This is a genomic window from Bacillus sp. LQ01, assembly GCF_057624735.1.
In genome coordinates this window covers 1,634,730-1,656,952 of sequence record NZ_JBYEZL010000001.1, presented here as the reverse complement: position 1 = coordinate 1,656,952, position 22,223 = coordinate 1,634,730, and the positions used below count along the sequence as shown (strand labels likewise).

At 32.5% G+C, this 22,223-nt stretch carries 16 protein-coding genes, 3 pseudogenes and 2 riboswitches; of the genes and pseudogenes, 4 read left to right on the top strand and 15 right to left on the bottom strand.

Going from position 1 to position 22,223, the window contains the following annotated elements:
* Nucleotides 1-18 precede the first annotated feature (18 nt).
* The 7 genes from AC22L0_RS08530 to AC22L0_RS08500 form a co-directional block, all read right to left on the bottom strand.
* Nucleotides 19-672, bottom strand: coding sequence for a TetR/AcrR family transcriptional regulator (locus AC22L0_RS08530; protein ID WP_001168198.1), 654 nt, complete (start codon nt 670-672; stop codon nt 19-21).
* 24 nt (nt 673-696) lie between these two features.
* Complete coding sequence (locus tag AC22L0_RS08525) at nt 697-1,716, bottom strand: ABC transporter permease (RefSeq protein WP_087965944.1); 1,020 nt, start codon at nt 1,714-1,716, stop codon at nt 697-699.
* Nucleotides 1,713-2,438 carry an ABC transporter ATP-binding protein gene (locus AC22L0_RS08520; protein ID WP_001187071.1) on the bottom strand — a complete coding sequence of 242 codons (726 nt, stop codon included), beginning with the start codon at nt 2,436-2,438 and terminating at the stop codon, nt 1,713-1,715. Before AC22L0_RS08520 ends, AC22L0_RS08525 begins: the two co-directional genes overlap by 4 nt.
* Nucleotides 2,439-2,625: 187 nt before the next feature.
* A complete protein-coding gene (locus AC22L0_RS08515) occupies nt 2,626-2,877 on the bottom strand; it encodes a hypothetical protein (RefSeq protein ID WP_000548621.1) in 252 nt (83 codons plus the stop codon).
* Between the two features lie 214 nt (nt 2,878-3,091).
* Nucleotides 3,092-3,934: a metallophosphoesterase gene (locus AC22L0_RS08510; RefSeq protein WP_000727194.1), complete on the bottom strand. Its 843-nt coding sequence runs from the start codon at nt 3,932-3,934 to the stop codon at nt 3,092-3,094.
* 257 nt (nt 3,935-4,191) lie between these two features.
* Complete coding sequence (bla, locus tag AC22L0_RS08505; RefSeq protein ID WP_140160714.1) at nt 4,192-5,118, bottom strand: class A beta-lactamase Bla1; 927 nt, start codon at nt 5,116-5,118, stop codon at nt 4,192-4,194.
* A gap of 218 nt (nt 5,119-5,336) precedes the next feature.
* Nucleotides 5,337-7,469 (bottom strand): peptidoglycan D,D-transpeptidase FtsI family protein, encoded by a 2,133-nt coding sequence (locus AC22L0_RS08500; RefSeq protein WP_000678283.1) that lies wholly within the window; start codon nt 7,467-7,469, stop codon nt 5,337-5,339.
* 384 nt (nt 7,470-7,853) lie between these two features.
* On the opposite strand from AC22L0_RS08500, the gene AC22L0_RS08495 reads away from it, so the two are divergent.
* Nucleotides 7,854-9,611, top strand: a complete 1,758-nt coding sequence (locus tag AC22L0_RS08495; RefSeq protein ID WP_061139277.1) for a peptidoglycan D,D-transpeptidase FtsI family protein — start codon at nt 7,854-7,856, stop codon at nt 9,609-9,611.
* Between the two features lie 14 nt (nt 9,612-9,625).
* On the opposite strand, the gene AC22L0_RS08490 is transcribed toward AC22L0_RS08495, so the two are convergent.
* The 5 genes from AC22L0_RS08490 to mgtE all read right to left on the bottom strand — a co-directional run bounded on the left by AC22L0_RS08490 (nt 9,626) and on the right by mgtE (nt 16,211).
* On the bottom strand, nt 9,626-10,453 hold the full coding sequence (locus AC22L0_RS08490; RefSeq protein WP_001060751.1) for an SH3 domain-containing protein: 828 nt from the start codon (nt 10,451-10,453) through the stop codon (nt 9,626-9,628).
* Complete coding sequence (locus tag AC22L0_RS08485; protein ID WP_000438327.1) at nt 10,443-10,976, bottom strand: RNA polymerase sigma factor; 534 nt, start codon at nt 10,974-10,976, stop codon at nt 10,443-10,445. Before AC22L0_RS08485 ends, AC22L0_RS08490 begins: the two co-directional genes overlap by 11 nt.
* 404 nt (nt 10,977-11,380) lie before the next feature.
* Nucleotides 11,381-13,348: a penicillin-binding transpeptidase domain-containing protein gene (locus tag AC22L0_RS08480; RefSeq protein WP_087965891.1), complete on the bottom strand. Its 1,968-nt coding sequence runs from the start codon at nt 13,346-13,348 to the stop codon at nt 11,381-11,383.
* 279 nt (nt 13,349-13,627) lie between these two features.
* The gene (locus AC22L0_RS08475; protein ID WP_000681825.1) at nt 13,628-14,725 is read right to left on the bottom strand and encodes a phosphodiester glycosidase family protein; all 1,098 of its coding nucleotides are present in this window, start codon (nt 14,723-14,725) and stop codon (nt 13,628-13,630) included.
* Between the two features lie 157 nt (nt 14,726-14,882).
* Nucleotides 14,883-16,211 carry a magnesium transporter gene (gene mgtE / locus AC22L0_RS08470; protein WP_087965893.1) on the bottom strand — a complete coding sequence of 443 codons (1,329 nt, stop codon included), beginning with the start codon at nt 16,209-16,211 and terminating at the stop codon, nt 14,883-14,885.
* A gap of 281 nt (nt 16,212-16,492) precedes the next feature.
* A riboswitch (M-box (ykoK) riboswitch) is annotated at nt 16,493-16,658 on the bottom strand.
* A 506-nt stretch (nt 16,659-17,164) separates the two neighbouring features.
* A riboswitch (M-box (ykoK) riboswitch) is annotated at nt 17,165-17,341 on the top strand.
* A 184-nt stretch (nt 17,342-17,525) separates the two neighbouring features.
* On the opposite strand from mgtE, the gene AC22L0_RS08465 reads away from it, so the two are divergent.
* Nucleotides 17,526-18,647, top strand: a complete 1,122-nt coding sequence (locus AC22L0_RS08465; RefSeq protein ID WP_087965895.1) for an FtsW/RodA/SpoVE family cell cycle protein — start codon at nt 17,526-17,528, stop codon at nt 18,645-18,647.
* A 187-nt stretch (nt 18,648-18,834) separates the two neighbouring features.
* Nucleotides 18,835-19,782, top strand: coding sequence for an aromatic ring-hydroxylating oxygenase subunit alpha (locus tag AC22L0_RS08460; RefSeq protein WP_087965897.1), 948 nt, complete (start codon nt 18,835-18,837; stop codon nt 19,780-19,782).
* Between the two features lie 241 nt (nt 19,783-20,023).
* Here AC22L0_RS08460 and AC22L0_RS08455 read toward each other — a convergent pair.
* Nucleotides 20,024-20,092, bottom strand: a pseudogene (locus AC22L0_RS08455) (HXXEE domain-containing protein); the annotation flags it as partial.
* A 181-nt stretch (nt 20,093-20,273) separates the two neighbouring features.
* Nucleotides 20,274-20,534, bottom strand: a pseudogene (locus AC22L0_RS08450) (Ger(x)C family spore germination C-terminal domain-containing protein); the annotation flags it as partial.
* 738 nt (nt 20,535-21,272) lie between these two features.
* Here AC22L0_RS08450 and AC22L0_RS08445 point away from each other — a divergent pair.
* Nucleotides 21,273-21,692: a DUF1259 domain-containing protein gene (locus AC22L0_RS08445; protein WP_000067577.1), complete on the top strand. Its 420-nt coding sequence runs from the start codon at nt 21,273-21,275 to the stop codon at nt 21,690-21,692.
* 4 nt (nt 21,693-21,696) lie between these two features.
* On the opposite strand, the pseudogene AC22L0_RS08440 reads toward AC22L0_RS08445, so the two are convergent.
* Nucleotides 21,697-22,216 (bottom strand): annotated as a pseudogene (locus tag AC22L0_RS08440) (linear amide C-N hydrolase); the annotation flags it as partial.
* Nucleotides 22,217-22,223: the final 7 nt, after the last annotated feature.

The window sequence follows — 22,223 nt, the reverse complement described above, 5'->3', positions numbered from 1 at the left end:
TAATTCACACTTCGACGATTAAATTCGTGGAGTTAATCCATACAATATAAATTGAATCGTATTTTCAATTTCTGCTTCATCATTCCATTTTTCTTCAGGTAATAATAAAAATCGTGTTAATAATAAACCTAATACAGCTGATAAAGTAAGACGTAGTACGGAAGATGGTGGTATCTCAATAATCTCTCCTTCTTCTTGAAATTTCACAATCAACTTTTTGAAATGTGAAAACAGTTCTGTTTCTACTAATTGCTGTATTTCATTTTTTAGTTCTGGTTGAAATGGTACTTCTTGAATTAATATTTTTATCATAGGAAAGTGTTTTTGAGCAAATTTAAATCTATTATGAATTACAACTCTTAAAAGTCCTTCATACGATTCATACTCTGATTTAAATATTTCTTTTGCAAAGGTTTGTACGAAAAATGGTGCAACGAACTTAGTTAAAGTTGGCATTACGACCGCTAGTAATAAATCTTTTTTCGTCTTATAGTAGCGGAAGATGGTTCCTTCCGCTACACCAGCACGCTTTGCAATTTCACTTGTTGAAGTTGAAGCGTATCCTTTTTCTCCAAACATATCAACAGCCGCCTCTAATATTCGCATTTGACGTTCATTTCGTTTATCCGTATTAGTTGCAGCTATTAATTCCTCCAGCCAATCCTTCTGCATTTATAAAGCTCCTTTTTGTCATTATTATATTTTGCGATGTTTCTTTAAAGCAAATACATTCCCTACTGCAAATAATAGTGAAAAAAGTAATAATACAGTAAGATCTAATGCAATCTCTGTAAACCCTTGATTCCGAATCATCACTTGTCTCATTGCGTCAGCGCCGTATGTGAGTGGAAATACTTTCCCTAACATTTGTAGCCACTTATTCATAGATTCCATTGGAAACAATCCAGAAAAGAAGATTTGTGGCACAATAACAAGCGGTATAAATTGAATCATTTGAAATTCATTATTTGCGTATGCCGATAAAAACGTACCTAATGTTAGTGCAGTTAAAGAGAGCATACATGTAATAAGTAGCGTGAGCCATATGGAGCCAGCTACGTATAAATCTAAAATATAAACGGAAAAGCTTACGATAATAATGGATTGTATAAAGGCAAAGATTCCAAAACCAATAATATAACCTGCGACTATTTCCCATCTTCTTACTGGGGTGGATAATAACCTTTCTAGCGTACCACTTAAACGTTCTCTTACGAAAGATACACCTGATAATATAAATACAAAGAAAAATGTAAAGAAACCAATTAATACAGGACCAAGCCCATCAAACATCGTAAAGTCTTTAGAGCCATGTAAATAATTTACTTCAGGTTTCATAATCGATACATCATTCTTCTCTGTGCTTTTTTGCAATACTTGAAGTACAGCACGATTTTTTGACGAATCACTACCTTCCAACAGAAGTTTCATTTTTCCATTCTCTATTCGAAATACTGCATCTACCTTTTGTTTTTCCAACTCAGAAATCGCCTTTTCCTTACTGTATTCATAAATTGACGCTTCTTGATTTTTCATCACTTTTACTATTTGAGCGGGCATATCAACAACAGCAATTTGCGGTATATAGTCTTTCTGTGTAAACACTAGTGACAAAAGCCAAAGTAATAACATCGGTGCTCCAAACATCATTGCTAACGAACGCTTATCTCGAAAAAATTGACGAGTAATACGTATAATTACACCAGTAACTCTCATGATGGCACCACCTCTTCTAGCAAAAAGACATCTTCAATCCGTCCAGATGACACACGTTTTTTCAATTCTTCAGTTGTTCCAACCGCAACTAGTTTCCCTTCTCTAATTAACCCTAGACGCTCACAAAATTCAGCTTCATCCATAATGTGCGTCGTTACAATAATCGTTGTGCCTTTCTTTTTAAGATCATAAAATTTTTCCCAAATCGTTTTTCTAAGAAGCGGATCTATCCCCACTGTAGGCTCATCTAAAATTAATATTTCTGGTTCGTGAAGGAGCGCTATTGCTAATGATAAGCGTTTTTTCATTCCACCTGAAAATTGTTGTACTTGCTTTTTCATATACTGAGACAATTGTACAAGTTCAAAAACCTCTGCAATTCTTGTCTTTTTACGTTTTCCCTTTAGTCCATACATCGTTGCTATAAAATCTGCATTTTCATATGCTGACAATTCTTCGTATAATGCATCCGCCTGGGCCATATAACCAATTCTTTTCATTTCATTTAAATTAGGCATATTAGTATTATTAACAAGCACTTCACCTTTCGTTGCCTCATTAATACCTGCAATCATTTTAATGAGCGTTGTTTTCCCCGATCCAGAAGGTCCAACAAAACCAAAAATTTCTGCTTTTTCAACTTGCAATGAAAGATTGTGTAACACTTCTTTTTTCCCAAAACTTTTTGATACAGTCCGTAAAATAATGGAAGGTTGTTGCACGTTTCATCCTCCTTTTCCAATAAAATGAGTGAGTACTCACTTTTATTTTACCCTTGCTTAATTATATGTCAAACTTCATTGATTAGTATGTATGTTCAATCAACGATATTAAACAATGAAACAGAGTCGACATTAGAATTTCATTTCCTAAAGTCGACTCTGTTTCATTTAAACTATAAATTTCACTTTACGTTTTTAAATTCATATACTTCCGAATTCTAGCAACATCTAAAGAATATTCAATAACTAATTGCTGTAACGGTAAAATAACTGTGTCAGGATATAAATGTGCATATTGTAATGTTTCTGCATATTTTTCTAACCTTTTTTCTAAATACTTTATTATTTGATCAGGATGACTTACTAATAAACATTTACAATAATAATGTATTTGTTCCTCAATCGCCGTGTATTCTTCAATTTCATATTCTTTATGCATGTGTACACCCCTTTAAGTTTTTTACATGAATTACTTATCACAATTTTCACTCGACAAATTTTAAGTTTTTTGATTATTTACACTATAACAAACAATCAGGGTCAAATTTTGTTACTTTATGTAACGTAGAAAATTTTTAACAAAATTGTAATGTTAACTCCTGTAAAATACATAAAATCTCTTTACTCACTTTTGTATAAAAAAATCGTACAGCTTAATTTAACTGCACGACTACAATCTCTGGCCTATTCAAAATTCTTTGCGGAATGATACTATTTCCTAATCCTCTACTCACTACCATTGATGTATTTTGTTCTACATATAAACCTGCTGTATATTTAGGTAAAACACCTTGATTTGGAGCAACTAATCCACCGATAAATGGCAATCTAACTTGCCCTCCATGAGCATGTCCCGATAAAACCAAATCCAACCTCTCATTCGTATATTCCTTTATAAATTCAGGCCTATGGGATAATAATACATTATATCTATCTGGCTGCATTTCAATTTTTGCTTTTTTAATTTCATCTATTATAATATTTCCTTCATCACGGTTTCCAGTACCAAACTCTGGATCATCAATACCTAGCAAGTTTATCTCTTGCTCACCCTTTCGAATGCCTACATGTTCATTTCTTAAAATATTGACACCATATTTCTTCAACTCTTTTTCTAAACTGTTATACTTTCCAGACCATTGTTCATGGTTTCCTGTCACAAAATATACAGGATACTTCTTTACCATTTCTCGTATTAATTGCATACTAACTTCTGCATCGTATGATTTACTGTCAATTAAATCACCCGTAATCGTAATAATATCTGGGTCTATACTTTTTATTTTTTGAATTAACACATCTTGATTATCGCCAAATTTTTTATTGTGTAAGTCTGAAATTTGTAGAATTTTATACCCTTTAAAAGAGGATGGTATTTTACTAGAGGTTATTTTAACCTCAGTTATACTTATTAAATTGTTCTGTAAATATAAAAAGATTGTAAAACCTACTAATATACAAATAATCATTACAATTCTATTAATTTTCTTTTTCATATTTTCTCCTTTACATTCTCATCAAACACTTCTATATGCTAACTGAATTATATTATACTTTCTTGAAATTTATTTAAATTAATAAAATAATACAGTACATGAAATTTCGTATGAGATATGTCATATATATTCGTTATATTTTTACTTTTACCTTTTTAATAATAAGAATACAAAAACGACTCTTATCACAAGAAAAGAGTCGTTTTCTAACTTTATACTTTTAATACTTTCATGTTAAAAATGCGAAAACTAAAATACTATTTAAGAGCCTTAACTATAACTTTAGTTGCCTCTGCAATGAGTTGATTATCATAGGTTGCCTCTTTCTCATCTTTACTAGATAAAATTGCGATGATAATTGGTGCTCTATTTGGAGGCCAAACGATAGCAATATCATTTCTTGTCCCGTAACTACCAGCACCTGATTTATCTCCAACTACCCATTCAGTTGGTACGCCTGCACGAATAAGTTTGTCCCCTGTAGCACTTCCTTTCATCCACTCTGTAAGAATTTTACGTTTTTCAGCTGGAAGTGCATTTCCGACCGTAAAAGCTTTAAGATTCGTAGCAATAGCTTTCGCTGTACTAGTGTCACGAATGTCTCCTGGAATAGCTTCGTTTAATTCTGTTTCAAAGCGATCAGACATAGTAATCCGATCCCCCATATGCCTAAGCGCTTTTTCATATCCTTTCGGTCCTCCTATTTTATTAAATAAAATGTTCCCTGCAGTATTATCGCTTGAACGAACAGCAGCCTCAGCAATTTCTCCTAGTTTCATTCCAGTATCTACATGTTTCTCTGTAACAGGTGAATAATCCACTAAGTCTTCTTTCGTAAATGTGATTACTTCATTTAATGTATCAATTGAGTTTTGCTGTAGTAATACTCCTGCTGCTAAAGCCTTGTAGGTTGATGCGAAGGCAAATCTTTCGTTAGATCGATAAGAGATTGTTTGATTTGTACCAGTATCAATCGCATATACACCTACTCGAGCATCAAATTTTTTCTCAAGTTGTGAGAACTCTTTATGCGTCGCCTGATTTTTATGTTTCACTTGTCCAGTCTTTTCTTTCGCTTCAACTTGCAGTGCCCCTCCTGTAAAAGCTTCTAGGCTTGTAATACTTAAACCTAATATACCAACGCATATTCCTATTTTTAGCATCCTCTTATTTTTCAAAATCATCATTCCTTCCAAATTTTTAGCGCCTTTTTATACGTACACATAATAGACAATCACCGAACCAAATTTGTTCCACAAACTAAAAAAATTATAGCTAGTATGAGAGTTATTAACAAAATAAGAGATAGTAGCTACGACGCCTCTATCTCTTATTTCATATTTCATTTTTTTACTTATAAATGGCTTTATATGAACAGGGTCTCTTCCCTGAGAAAAGTACTCTAATTTTGCTTAGAACTACCTGTACTAGTAGCTTCACCATGTATACGTTGCTGTTTCAAATCAAAGTATACATCTAATACTTCCTTTCCAATTATAGAATTAATTCCATTTTTATCATCATGAAGCCATGGAACTACTACGGAAAATGCTACTTCTGGATTATCATATGGAGCATATCCAACTAACGTTAAGTTGTAACATTCCATACGTTCTCCTTTTGCATTTCTACCAATCGGGTCATCTCCACCATATACAGTTTGGGCTGTTCCTGTCTTTCCTGCTGGTTTATATGGCGCGTTTTTGAAATATTTCACGCCAGTTCCATCACCTTCTTGGAATACCCATCTAAACCCTTCTTTTATCCGATCAATATGTTCTTTCTTCATATCAATTCGATTTAATACGACAGGCTCTATGGAACGTATAACTTTGCCAACCTCTTCTTTTATTGATTGTTCTCGTATTTCTTGTACAATTTGAGGTTGCATTCTATAACCACCATTCGCAATCGTTGAAATATATTGCGCTAATTGCAACGGCGTATACGTATCATACTGACCGATAGAAAAATCTAGTAAAAACCCAGGTTGACTATCTACTTTTCTCGTTTGTCCAATTATTTCATTCGGTAAATCAATACCTGTTGGGACACCTAAACCAAATTGCTTGAAATAATAGCGCATCGTATCAAATGCTCCTTGTTTAATATCCAATGAGCCATTTGGTACGTAATTGACTCCCGCAATTTTTAAAGCTGTTTGGAACATGTATACATTCGAAGATACTTGTAAAGCCCGTAAATCATTAATATTACCAAATCCGGATACATTCCACGATTTCTTAGCTTGTGTACCTTTAAATTTCATCGGCGCGTCATAAAATTGATCTCCTGGATGTATTGCCCCTGTCTCATATCCAGTTAATAAAGTAGCACCTTTTACAGCTGACCCTAGCTCATACGAAGTTGTCATGTTACCTAATGCCAAATCCTCAACCTCTATTCTTCCTTCTTTTTCTACAATCTTTTTGCCTGCCATTGATAAAATTTGTCCGTTATTTGGATTCGTCATGACAACAAAAGCTCGATCGAGCAGTGGCTCTGAACTCTTAAAAGCTCTCAAGTTTTTCTCTATACTTTCTTCCACTTTCTTTTGTAATTCCATATCAATCGTTAATGTTAAACTATTACCACTTTTTCCTTTAGAGATTATTTCTGTGCTAACAATGTTTCCTGATTTATCAGTAATATTTTTCACTTCTTCTTTTGTGCCGTGTAATACATCTTCATATCGTTGTTCAATATAACTTTTTCCAACACGATCATTACGGTTATATCCACGTACTAAATAAGAATCTAAATTTTCTTTCGGTAATCCTTCTTCACTACTCGTAATATTTCCTAATACAGAACGAAATAAATTACCATTTACATAATTACGTTCCCAATCAACAGTTGCATCTACTCCTGGAAAATTCGCAAGGTTTTCACTTATCCGCGCATACTCTTCATCTGTTACATCTTTTTTAATAATTTGTGGTGTTAGTTGATAACCTGAACTCATTTTACTTTTAATAGCTAACACCTTTAAATCTTGTGCTGTTAATTCTGCTAATTCTACCTCTGTAACACGACCTCGTCTTAAGTCTTCTATTTTTTTATCTAACTCTTTTCCCTCTATACCCTTTTCTTTAAACTTTTCTATATCTTTCTTAGTAATCTTTGTCTCCGCACGTTTCAAATTCAACTGCATCCAAAAATCTTTTTTATCGATATCTGTTAATTTATTTATATCTTGTTCAGGCATTTCAAGTACTTTCGCCAAGTCTTTTGCTGTTTTTAAAATATCTTCACTCGTAATTCCCTTCACCCTTGTATACGTAATTGTGCGAAGAGATTTATTATTAACAACTGTTTTCCCTTCTCGATCTAAAATTTGTCCACGTGGAACTGGAATACTAGTTATTGCATTTTGACTACTTTCCACTTGGTTCTTATAAGCCTCTCCCTCAACGATTTGTACCTTTCCTAGCTGCATAATAATAGCTGAGAATAGTACAAATATGCAAAGGAACATTATATTTAATCGAATAGATATATATGTCTTCTGCTTCTTGCCTTTTTGTCCTTTCATAAATCCTCCATTTAATCCTTTCAGGAATTGCTACAAATACTAAAAGCATTCCTTATATATTAGATACCGATAATCGGTTATAAATATCGCCTCAATTTTTTGCTTAATCCTTGTAAGCAACCATTCCTTTTCGTTTAGCTACGGAATTAATAACTCTCCCTTCTTGTTTTCTCTCTATTTTTTTTGCCACTTGCATTAGAAGTGCTAAACTGTATAATAACTCTTATTAAACTTACATATAAACTTGCTAGTAAATTTTCATGCTAATTATTCCTTTCTTCATGCTGTAATACTTAATAGACAACCTAAACAATAAAGTTGTTCCACATTTACAAAAAAAATAATTAAATATAAGATGAAATAGGCTACATAAGGGAGGGTTATATGTTACATACAAGAAGATGGAGATTTTTTGCGGTTCTTTCTATTGTAGGTTTGATTTTACTAATTTTATTAAAAATCAACTTCTTTTCAATTACTATCGCAACTTCTTCAGCTGAAAGAGGAAAGATTTTTGATAAAAATGGTGTAATGCTAGCTACAAATAAGAAAGTTAAGTCTCTATATTGCACTTCTAATGATGAAAAGCTATCGAAACAAGATACATCAAACACATTAGCTTTTTTTAACCAATTTTCAAGCGAGTTTCAACATGATATTTCTACAGAGAACATAAAATCTCAATTACAACAATCTTGTAAAAAGAAGACTATGAATGATATACCGTTATACTCTGATATAAATGAGAATGAACTTGCATTCATAAACAAAAACAAACCCAATAATGTAATAATTAAAGATGAATGGATTCGATATTACCCTAAACACGAAATTGGTTCACAAGTAATTGGGTATGTAGAAAATGACCTTAAGTCCAAGCATATGGCTGTTGGAAAAAGCGGGATTGAGCTGCAATATGAAAATGATTTAAAAGGAAAACCAGGCAAAACTCTTATTTTTAAATTGAATAATAAAAAGTTCTTATGGAACATTCAAAAAGTACAAAAAGGAAAAGATGTGCGGCTAGCTTTAGACTCTGAGTTGCAGCAAAAGGCAGAAGAAGCATTAAAATCTCAAATTAAGAAAACACCTGATGCTAAAGCTGGTTATGCTATAGTGAGCGATGCAAAAACTGGCGCAATTTTAACTATGGCCAACTCGGTAGCTTTTAATCCAAATATATTAAATACACATGTATCTTCTAGAAAAGAAAACATTAAATCTCTTTCGCAAAATAAAGCAATTCAAAAATTAAAGTATGGTGAATCTTATGTAAATATGGCTTCTACTATAAAACCACTCACTATTTTAATTGGATTAAATGAAAAGCTTTTCCAACCAGAAGATACTTATTTAGATAAAGGTACTTTTCAGTATGATAATCAAAATAACATTACGAATGCGCCTGGAACACCAACAGGGGAGATTACACCGAGGCAGGCTATCATTAATTCATCTAACACATTTATGACAGCAAAAGTAGCTCTGCCCTTATTCAACCAAAATAATGGAAATATAGAAAAAGTGGCACATATATGGACAGATTATTTAATGCAATTCGGCCTACGTTCTAAAACTGGGATTGATTTACCCTTTGAAGAAGACGGACAATATGAATTCCATCCATCTAATAAATTTGAAAATGGGATTTCAGCTTTATTAAATGCCTCTTGGGGAGGAAATGAAGTGCATACTCCTCTTCAACTCGCTCAATATGCAGCAACTTTGGCAAGTAAAGGCGACAAATATAAACCTCAAATCGTAAGTGCGATTATTGGTCAAGATGGTAAGGAAACCAAAAAGTTTAAACCCATTTTAGAAAGTTCAAATCGTTACCCGATGAACTTTTGGAGTGTCGTGCAAGGTGGGATGAGTCAAAATATAGAGGAAATTAAAAAGTTGCCCTTTGACGTCGCAGGTAAAACAGGTATTACAGGTTTTCCGAATGAGCAAGCAAGAATGATAAATCACTCTCTTTTCATTGCGTATGCTCCTACGGAAGATCCACAAATTGCCGTTTCTGTCGTTATCCCTGGTAGTAATTCAGAAAAAAACATTGCCGCTCTCGTTACATCAGAAATTTTAGAGTACTGGAATACTCTTCAAAACGAAAATAAAAATAAAGAGGAAGGTTCACTTTAATGAACCTTCCTCTTTTACCATATAGAATCTATATTTATTATTTTCCATATACCTTCATTATTCTTTTCGAACATAAATGAATATTTAATATCAGTTAAAACATACTCTTTCTGTACATATCCAGTATTACCGTTAATTGTAGATATTTTTATATATCCATTATTCTGTACTTTTTCTGGAATCCAAGCTTTTACCATTTCATTAGATACTTCATATAAAACTTGTGATTCTCGCTTTGGTTCAGCTAAAATTTTCGTTTTATTTCCAGTAACAGTTGCATATATAAAATGCGCTTGGTTTGGTTGGTTACTTTCTGTCAATCCACTTGGTACTTTATATACTTGCTTTGTATCTTTTGCAAACTCTCCTCCCATTGTAAGGGCGACTTGCAACTCATGAAAGATATCTTCATCAAACTTCAATTCATCCTTCCTATAACTCTTTCCTTTAAATAGAACTTCATCATTTAACGCTTTGTACAAGTTATTTTCATTTTTTGAGTTCGTACTTTGATATAGTTCATTCATAAATTGTTTTAATGATGGATCTTGAGCAGACTCATCTTTTGTTTTAGGCTTAATTTGAGTACTACTTTGTACCGGCGATTTATTATCATCAAGCCAAGGTTGTTGAACAATGAAAAATAACATTGTACAAACCAAAACAACTACAATAGGTAATGCTTTTTTACGAAATGGTCTTTTATGTTTTTCAAAATCCACTTCATTATTTTCATATATAGACTGCTTTATTTTAGAAATAAATTCTTCTTCATCTTTACGATTCTCCATTGGGCCTTTTTTTATTTTTCTATACCAGTCAGGATTTTGTTTATTGTTCATCACTACTACCCTCCCCTATTAATTTTGAAACCTTACTTCTCGCTCTACTTAATCTCGATTTTACAGTTCCAATGGATACTCCTAATGTTTCAGCCATTTCTTCATAAGATAATTCATATTTTGCATCCAATATAATTATTTCACGGTGCTTTTTAGGTAGTTCTAATACCACCTTCCACACATCATTCATTTCTTCTTGCTTAAAAAATTCTTGTTCTGCTGACAGGGATTGCTTATCGTCACTAAAAAATCCTATTAAAGATATCCTTTTAAAATAGGAGGATTTCAAATAGTTTATTGCCGTATTTCTTGTGATTTTTAAAATCCACGTTTTAATAGATGACTCCTTTCGAAATGAATTCCAATTTTTAAACACCTTTATAAATACATCTTGCGTGATATCATCTGATAAGTGTGGATCTTTCGTAATAATAAATGAATAATTCCATACATCTTGCCAATAGTCTTTTATAACATAGTCCAGCTCATCATGATTACACTTTTCAATAAACGTCTGTTCCATTTCCACACCTCAAACTTATTTGAATAAACATAAAACTGCCCTCACTTTTTTATTATGGTTTCAATATATAGACAAAATACAAGTTTCATTTGTTCCATTGTTTATCTTTTTTCAGGCAGAATAATACTACTAAAAAACAAGTAAAGCATACAATGATAAAAATCCACTCACAATAATCTATTTTTTGAATTTAACGTAACACTCTACTTGTCCATTTCAATTTGCTATTCCCTTCTATTTACCATTAACAATGTCAACTTTTCTAGAATGACAGCAAAAAAGCATTCTCGATTAGAAAGAATGCTTTTTTGAAATTTAATTGTTCTATATTTCCCCCAATTTATATCTTTGAGTTAAGCAAACATGTAATAAATTTAGTGAAAAATTCACCTTATAATTAAGTATTATTTCTGAAATACATGTTTTATTTTTTCACCTGGAACGTTACTTCCTCCTCTTCCTTTTACATCTTCAATCATCATTGTAACAATCATGTCTGGCGCATTTGCATCGAAAGCTGCGAACCATCCCAGTTCTTTTCCGTCTGCTTCTTTCGACTCTTTCAGTTCTGCTGTACCAGTTTTACCAGCAAGCGTTACACCATTAACCTTTGCACTTCTCCCCGCGCCATCAGGGTCATTAATGACTTTAATTAATGCACTCTTTAATATCTCTTGATTCTTTTTAGAAATCACATTTTCTTTCCAATTCCCCGCTACTTTTGCTTCTTTTAAAAGGTGTGGCGACGGAATATTCCCTTCATTCACAATCGGTGCATATGTTAATGCTAAATGAAGTGGCGTCATTAATACTTGTCCTTGTCCATAACCCGTGTCTGCTAGTTGAATATCATTTTTTATCCCATCTTTTGCAATAATTGAAATAGGAAATTCGTATTCGATTGGTAATTTTTCATGAAATCCGTACTTTTTAAATTCATTTACATACTGATCTTTTCCCATTTTCAAAGCTTGTTGAGCAAAATAAATATTATCAGAGTACTTCATTGCCTTATCAAAATCAATTGGACTTGCATCCTTCACACGAGTTACATAGTAATTTCCCCAAGATGAATCTTTTGTCCACTTCAATCCTTGAATTTTAAATTCTTCCTTTGGATTTATTGTGTTTGTTTCCAAACCAATTGCACCTGTAATCGTTTTAAATACGGAACCTGGTACAAATGCTTGTGTGAAGCGATTCATCATTGGTAGTTTCGAGTCGTTACTCCATGCTTCTCGTTGGGCTTTCGATGCTCCTCTAACTATTATATTTGGATTATAAGCAGGGCTACTTACAAGTGCGATTGTTTCACCCGTTTTAGGATTGACCGCTGCACTAGATCCTGCTTCAGTTTTCATCTCATTAAAGATTTTTTCTTGAATTACAGCATCAATTGTTAACGTAACAGTTTCTCCCTCTTTTGTTTCTTTTTTTGCTACGTTTTTAATCTCTTTCCCCTTCTCATCTTCTATAAATACGCGTCCACCCTTTTCACCACGCAATTTATTTTCTAACACTTTCTCTAAACCGGTCTTACCTACTAAATCGTCTACTTGATAACCTTGTTTTTGAAGTGATTTTAACTCCTCCGCATTCACCTTTCCTATATATCCAGTTAAGTGTGCCGCTGCTTCACCTAATGGATACGTACGAATATTTACTGGACGAGATGAAACTCCTTCTAATTCAATATAATCATTCTGTCTGGTTCCTTCTTTTAAAATACCAATTGGTACAAAGGAGTCTGGTTTTATCCATTTCGCTGTGAGCTTTTGTTCAACCTCTTCTGTAGACATATCAAGTAATTGTGCTACTATTTCTTTCGTTTGCGCTGCTGTTTCGCCTAGTTTCTCTGGAATAATTCCAACCTCAGTCGCTTTACCATTCGTTGCAAGCCCTTTTCCATTTCGATCATATATTTCTCCGCGTTTTCCTTGCTCTATTTGCATACGTACTTTGTAATCTTTTTTCATTCCTGGAAAAATGAAGTCTGGTGTCCAATCTATTTTCCAAGACTCTTTATCTTTCACAAGTTTTGCTTCATGGATGAATGAAACTGATCCTACATCCGTATCCATCTTAACTTCAAAAAGAAAAAGCTCTTTATCTTTCGTATTCTCTCCTTTCATTTTAACTTTTAAATTCTTAGCTCCAATCCCCTCATAGATTTTTTGATATTTTTCTGTGAATTCTTTTTTAGAAATTGATTTTTTTGCATGATCTGATAAATGATCATACATATTTGTAAATTTTCTATCATTCCATAAATTGATATATTCTTCAAATGCTTGTTTTGGCGGTTCGTTTTTATTACATCCTACCAACATAACCGCAAAACAAACGAAAAGCAGCATCCATAATTTTTTCAATTCAATCTTCTCCCTTAGTTAAAAATGATGATTCCTTTCTTAATTTATTTAATAAAAAATGTTCTAACGCTTAATAGACAGTGAAAGTAATGATATTGTTCCATATTTACAAAAAACTAAAAAAGAGTGATAAGAATTCCGTAAATTTGGAATCCTCATCACCCTCGTTTGATATTGTGCAAATCATGAATATGAAATAAGAATTTCTAATTTTTAAAAACAATTTCAATTTTCCGACTAACGGGATAAAAATCATGTATTTGTTCTATTTTTAATAATTCATAAATTTGTTGAAATGTTCGCATCAAATTCATCTGATGTTTTGGTATCTATTTTTCTCCCATCAATTGTCATCTTTATTTTTTGTTTTTGGTTTGCTGTTACCACCCAAGCGTTCGGTAAATAACGATCTTCATGGGATAATGTAGACGGTGAATTTATAACCTTTCCTCCTAAATATAGGGTAGCAGAAGAACCTCCATCCATTGCCATTGCATTTATAGCTCCTTTTTCATATAAAATATCTTGACACTCTTTCAACGTAGCTCCTATACTATGTGTCTGTCTACCGTCAATAACTAGAAACATAATTGTACCATCTTCTTTTTGGGCCATAATACTTCTTGGAGCCGACCCCCAACCGCCGTCTCCTTCTGTAATCATTTTTTCTCCATTTACAATTAACTGTGGCATAAATCCAGCTGCGGAAACGACTTGTTTATCCAACAGTTGTTGGGTAGAATAATTTCCTGTTATCATTTGACCAAACTTTGTTAATCCCGTAATAATTGTAGGGGCATTTCTATCCATATTTGTATCAATAGCTTTCCCATTTTCTATCACAATTCCAGTAGCAACATTTCCTCCACCCCTTCCTGTTTCGTCAGCAAATCCACTTGCATTCACAGCAACAAGTGCATGATTACGTTTTGCCATTACACTAATTTTTTCTCCCCTGTTAGCACCCTGTGTTCCTTGATGGCTAACAAGTTTAACATTGAAAGGATTACTAATTGTGACTAACTTTCCTTCGAAAAGAAAGCGACTATCTTTATTACTTTTAATCGTTTCTACATCAATTTCTAATGGCTGATTTTTTAATTCTTCTAATCTTTTTCCTACTATTTTTTTATAAATATGCTCATCACTGTTTGACCATTTTGGATGATTAATTCTATCTTGCAGTTTATCTAGTTCCTTTTGGGATAGGAATGTATATTTCGCATATTGTGGATGCTGAGAAGTTAATATACTCCCAGCGATTGTTATACGAAGCTCTCGGCCATAGCTAGTACCAAATAGTATTCCTACGCCAATAATCATTAAAATAGAAAATAGAAGCAAAATTCGTTTGAAGATTTTTCTTAGATGTTTCATAGTTTTATCCTCCAGCATTCATTACATTCAATAAATCCATTAAAATATTATTTATCTAAAGACAAAAGTGTTTGATTTCCTCATGCCTGAATTCCCCACTATGTTTTAGCAATTAAGGCAACATACTTATTCCGGATTTCGTTTTTTTAGTGTATATTTATAAATTTAATAACGTTTTTGCAACCATGAAGTAAATTATTAATCCTGTTCCGTCAACAAATGTTGTAATAAATGGACCTGAAACAACTGCAGGATCTAGTTTTAATTTTCTTAGAATTAAAGGTAAAACAGCTGCTACAAGAGAAGCCCAAATAACAATAAATAATAAAGTAATTGCTACAACTTGCGCAACTTCTGTTCCAACTCCTAACATATAAGCACGAATGAGCCCAGCTATCCCAAGTGCAAGTCCAAGAAGCATACCAATTGCAAATTCTTTTTTCATTACACGGAAAATGTCTTTAAATTTTAACTCTCCAATACCAATTGCACGAGTAATTGTTGCTACAACCTGTGTTCCTGTATTCCCTCCAGTACCTACTAATAATGGAACAAAGAAAGCAAGGGCAACTACAGTTTCAATTTCGTCTTCAAAATACTTTAATACTGTACCTGTATATGCCTCAGCAACAAAAAGAAGTAATAACCATGGTAGACGTTTTAGGAAAATGCTCCAAATACTAGCTTCAAAGTAAGATTGATTCAATGGTTCACTTCCGCCTAACTTTTGAATATCTTCTGTAGCTTCTGCTTCCATAACATTCATTACGTCATCAAATGTTATAATACCAATCATTTTATTATTTGCTGTTGTGACAGGTATTGCTGCTAAATTATAATTCAGTAGCTTTTTTACAACTTCTTGCTGGTCAACTTCAGCGTGTACTGAAATTACCTCTGGCATCATGATAGTAGATAATATCTCTTCATCTGCTGCTAGTAATAACTCATGTATGGAAACGATTCCCTCAAGATAACCATGACTATCAAGAACATAACTATAAGATATTGATTCTACATTTTCAGAATGTTCCCTAATGTACTTCAATGTCATTTTTACTGACCAATTTCCTCTAACTGCAACAAAATCACTTGTAACAAGACTTCCTGCCGTTTCAGGTTTGAAAGTCATTAATTTTTTTACGTTATGTTTTGTAATTTTATCTAGATACGCCATTAATTTAGCCTGTTTTTCCGGATGAACCGCTAGAAGTAAATCTACTAATTCATCAATCGGTTGTAAATTCAGTAACTTTTTAGCTTTATTTTCAGATAAGTGAATTAAGATATTATATTTTTCTTCTGCACTCATATATTGAAGAACTTTAGAGCTTTTTAATACAGGAATCATATTTAGTAATATGACTTGATCTTCAATTGAAAACTGTTTTACTTCTTGCGCAATATCATACGACGGAAGACGTAAAACTTTCTCTGCATCCAAGTTATTTTTGGTTATAAGTAATTCCTTTAATAATTTCTTCATGTTAACTCCTCCTCATATTGCTAAGGGAGACTCTAGAGTTTCATGAGTGGTTTTGTTTTATTTTATCTGTCTTAAATTTTTTATTAGAGCAATAATAGTTACATTGCAATCAATTCATTAGTTAGAATTACCTCCTTTTTGAATATAGACAAGATAAAAATAAATAACATTAAACAGAAAAACCTTTACTCAAAAAGGAGTAAAGGTTTTTTCACAATACAAATAAATGATTATTAAGACAGCTCTGCCGAAATCACAGAGGTGCCTTTCTATCAAATCGTATACCACTCCCTCGTTGAGTTTTAGCACTGTATAGCATAGGTTTTTATAACCAGCTACATTAAGAAGGGCCTTAATCCGACCGTTCCTGTTGACCCATTGGCGTCTCTCGACATTTTTGGGCAGCAGCGTTTCTCTATACAGGAGCCTCACCTAACAAAGTTTATTGAATTACTTCAAAATTTAAACCAGAATTTAATATTTGTCAACTGACTTTCAATTCCATTTATAAAAAAATCTTTTATAGAAAATGAAATTATATTTTATTATAAATTTAAAATTCCCCTTAAAAAACATAGAATTCAAATAGATTTAATTCGAAGAAACGTAATAAAACATATGAAACTTATTATTTTTAATCAAATTCCAACTTTATAACAAAAGATGAATAATTAGTCATTCTGTATATAAAAAGAACATTCACAAAAAATCTTCTTTTATGATTAAAATCTTCTTTACTGTTTATCAAATTTATATGGTTAAACTACTTAATCAAACGATACACTACAAGTCAAAAATATGTACTTATACAGAATGATTACAGACATTTTTTTATATCATTTCTCAAAGGACTATAAAGCAATAAAACAAATAAAATTAGCAATACGGTTGCTTGACAAGCAAAAAAAATATATTTATGCTTGCTACACGAAACAAACACATAAAATTTATATTGCTTAACCTGTTAGGTGAGGCTCCTATGCAAACACAGGCTATTGCCCAAAAATGTCGAAAGACGCCAATGGGTAGAACAGGAATTGTCGGATTAAGGCTCTTCTTAAGATAGCTAAGTAATGAATTTTCATTACTTTACGTTGTATAGTGCCAAAGCTCTACTAGGGGGAAAAAGCCTTATTTAGTCATGCCATTTTGAATCCCTCTAGTTACATACTAGGGGGATTTTTGCGTAAAAAACAGGGAATAAGTGATAGAATCTTTCTAAACAAAAGTCATATTTAGTAATTGACGAGAACAAGATTCTATTCATTAGCAAATGTAATATTATGTTTTGTTTTAAATCAGGAGGATATTAAAATGAAAAAAATATTAAAACTCGATTATCTATTGCTCCTTCCTCTATTCATAACATGTACTTTAGGTATTATCATGATGTATAGTGCAAGCTCCATTGTCGCTGTCCAACATTACGGTTATAACAGTAGACATTTTGTTGATTCTCAATTAACAAAGCTACTTTTAGGAACAATAGGATTAATAATTTGTGCTTTACTCCCATATGAAATATGGAAAAAACGAATAGTCTCAATCTGTATTATGGTTGGGGGGATTTTTTTATTAATTATGGTTTTATGGAAAGGAAAAGTGGTAAATAATGCTCAGTCATGGATCTTTGGAATACAGCCAGCTGAATTTCTTAAATTAGGAACAATACTTGTAACAGCCCGTTTTTTTGCATTGCGACAAGAACAAGCTAAAAATAACTGGAGTGGTATCGGAAAACTTTTATTTTTTTTAGCTACAATTTTTTTTCTTATCTTTAAACAACCAAATTTAGGATCTGCACTTTTAATATTAGGTATAGGTATTAGCATATTTCTTTGTTCAGGAATAAATATAAATCTACTAATCAAAAGAACTACCATCGGTTCTATTTTATGGTTACCTATTTTATATTATTTGATTCAATATAGTTTATCAGCAGTTCAAAAGACACGTATTACTACGATTTTCAATCCCTTTCTTGATGCGCAAGGAAATGGATATCAGCTTGTAAACTCTTTTATTGCCATTGGCTCTGGAGGAATCACTGGTCGCGGATTTGGAAATAGCATACAAAAAACAGGGTATCTTCCGGAACCACATACTGATTTTATAATGGCAATAGTTTCTGAAGAACTAGGATTTATTGGTGTATTTATTCTATTGGTGGGAGTTTTGACTATAGTACTTCGCTCCTTAAAAATTGCACAATTATGTGTAGATCCATTCGGCAGTTTTATAGCAATTGGTATAGGATGTATGATTGGTATGCAATCTGTTGTAAATTTAGGTGGTATTACGGGACTATTTCCTCTTACAGGTACTCCATTTCCATTTGTAAGTTTTGGTGGAAGTTCTTTAATGGTCAATTTAATAGCAATAGGAATATTGCTTAATGTCTCAATTTTCAATAAAATAAGACATTCTCCTTTTTAAAATCTATTGTACTATGGTCATTTTTGTTACATTTAGAGAGATTATACAGGCTTTCATAATGATTTGATCAAACTGTAGATTTCTTAATTTTAAACGAACATTTAAAATATTTTATAGCATAGAATAGACAGTATACAGTAGACACCACTAATATCTACTAGGTGAATAAAAAAGAAGGAGAAAATAAATGACTCTAAATATAAATAGAGTATTCCCACGTAATTGGTATGCTGTGAGTTATGCAAAAGATATAAAAAAGATTCCAGTAAAAAAAAGAGTTGCTGGCAAAGATTTTGTATTATATCGGGATGAAAAAGGCGAAGTTCAGGCTCTATCACCTTACTGCCCTCATCGTGGCGCTGACTTATCACTGGGACAAGTAGTAAATGGTAAACTAGTCTGTCCCTACCATGGTTGGGAGTTCGATAGTTGTGGTACTTGTGTAAGAATTCCATCCCAACCCAATAAACCTATCCCGAAATTTGCTCATACCCTCTCATACCCTGTAAAAGAAAAGATTGGGTTGATTTGGATATATCCTGATAATGAGGAAACTCCACCTGAATGGCAAACTTTTCATGTAATGGAGAACACTCCTTTTAAACTCTCTTTCTTCCACGCCACTTGGAATGCACACCTTACTCGATCAATCGAATCTGTGCTGGATATTGCTCATCTTGCTTATGTACATAAAAAAACGATTGGTAGAAAAACAAAAGCCGAATCAACCAATTATAAGCTGGAGGGAACACTGGATCAGTTTATATTCTCAAATGGTGATGCTTACCTTGAATACAAATTCCCACATCAGTGGATGCTTCACAGTGGCAAACAGGAGAATGAGTCATTTATTCAGTACATTACGTTTACACCAATTGATGAAGAAGAGTCATTAATTATGGGATATACCGGAAGGACATTTTTAAAGTACTTCCCTTTACTAGACCAAATTTTAGCTAAATTTAGTTTAAGAGTACTAAAAGAGGATCAAATTATTGTAGAAAGTCAACATCCTAGACCTATACCAGAAGCTTTAAAAATGGAGGCCCATGTTCATGCAGATATGGCTCAAGTTCAGTTTAGAAAACGTTGGTTTCAGTTTTTACAAAATGGGTCTTGTTTTTCACTTGATTAAAGGCACGTAACGCAGTATTCAATATAGGTGTAGTGATGTTGATAGACGTGGATGCTACCCCATCGCCATCAAGCTAAAATTTTATAGTACCCCCTGAACCCAATTTTGTACTAACTCGTAACAAAAAATCCCTTCAAAAAAAGAAAGGCGCCTATGCACCTTTCTTTTGTAATTCATTCTCACTCTCTTAGCATTCAGAATCCCTTATGAATCACTTTAATGCGTCATTGTACGGACCTAATTACTCTTTAAAAAAATAATAATTTGTCTCCTTACTTTTCAGTAACATATTTCCTCTTATTATTAAAAATAAGTCGTTTCTGCTTAATATTTTTACTATAACTCTAACTAGTGCTAACCAAAGGATCATAATAAGCCAAATATAATTTATTAATCACGTTTAAAGTACATAAGTCTGCACTGATTGAAAATGCAGAACCAGCATTAATATCGTTTAGCGTATTCCTAATCCGCTAACGACTTAAATCACCTTATTTCACTCTCTTCGGTAAAGCTGAGCCTGCATGTTCAATTACTGGATGAACATAAACATTAATATCAGCATTACTAAAATAATTTTCACCTTGATCCCAATTCTTACTTATTTTCTTCCATTCTTTATAATTATTCCGCTTATATACTTCTCCTAATGCTAATACATCCACCTTATATTTTTTTTGAACAAGCTTTATTGATTTTTGAATCCTTTGATCCATCTCTTTTGAAATATCCTTCGTTAAGCGTTTTTTATCTCCATGCTCAAATGTTTTCAATTATTTTTGTTTCTCCAGATTTATTATAGAATCTTTCATCTAAAATTAGTCTGTTTTACCAGTTAACATAGAATTTGACAGACGAATAAATTCTTCTTTGCGATCTAAAAAAATGTATGTGCAATAAGAGTTATGTTTAACATTAACAAAACACTTAATATAACCAATAAACCATACACCCAAAATTTACTTCTTCATTGAAAAAACAACATTTTTAGCTAGATGTAGTAAGTTATTTTAGGATGAAAAATTTAAAATATCTATCTTTATATACAGTTCAATATATTACTACAATTTTAACAAAGGACTACAAGCAATTGTAAAAGAAAAAATGAAAAAACAACTTAAGTTTTACCCTATACAATCATTAAAATATATTAAATTTATTGTTGTATTAATTACCAATAAGAATTTCATAAAGAAAGCACAGACTTATTAAGGCACATATTTATCTAACCTACATAAAATAAAGATGTACAATTGCCTACTTTATGAATTTTTTATAATGATATATAGAAAGGATTCATTAAGTTATGTTTGTTGGGAAATAACATTTATATTTCTTCTAAAATAAACAGGGTACAAATTACACATATCAGCCTGTTTATTTTAGAGAAAAGTTGTTTATAAGTAGTTCTTTTCTTTAAAAGAAGGAACTACATTTTTTAAATTAAATTTCTACATGAATAAATTTAGCACGGGAAAGGAATTGAACTTATGTCTAATTTAAATTTCATTTCTGATCAATTTGCTGCAATTCTTAAAGGAAAGAGTAAAATAAATCAAGGTGGTTGTTCGGTGTCTTTTCACCGCAATTTTAAGGTCCTGGTTCAAGGAAAACCAAGTGCCTATGTAGTTCCCGTCGGAGTAAGTTTTGAATCGTTGGATCAAAATGGCAATGCATTAAATTTAGGAGAAATCGCGGTTCTACAAGAAGAGATTCCTGCATTTATGAAATCAATTGTACAACAAGGAATTATTGTCAGTGCTTTACATAATCACTGGTTATACATGAATCCCTTAATTATGTATATTCATATCCAATCGGTAGAGCACCCGTTACATTTTGCAAGAAAATTGGCAAATTCATTTTTATCGTTAAGCAGCTATCCTGTTACTAATATCGAAGGGCAATAATTTATCTACAATCATAGATATGGTAATAATATGTACCAGACTCCATGCACGTTGCGCTTGTATAAATAGTATTATCTAATGTATCTTCTTCCGTTATTACTCCTCCTTTTGGAACCTCACAATTTTACAAAATACGAAAAATGACCGATATACCCTCTTCTTCGTTATCTATACCCTGAATATTTTGTTTACCATACGCTGCCCGTATAAACCTTGATGGTGGGGTGAAATCTCCATTAAGTCCCATTGAACCTGAACCTTGTCCAAAAGCACTTAATGGTACATCCCCCGCGCATGGCTGCGATTTAAGACCTATATATTGTCTTAAATTTTATAAATGCCAATTAAACTCAGGACTATTAGTCACTACTCCTTGTCGATTCTAATACAATAGATTTACCCCATTTATCCGCTAAAATCCAATGTAATGGTGGAGTAACTCCTAAAGCAGCTAATGGTACCTCCCAAAAGGAAATACTAGCTACAAATTTCTTTAACTCTTCAACAGATTTGAATTGTGTCTTTTGAAAC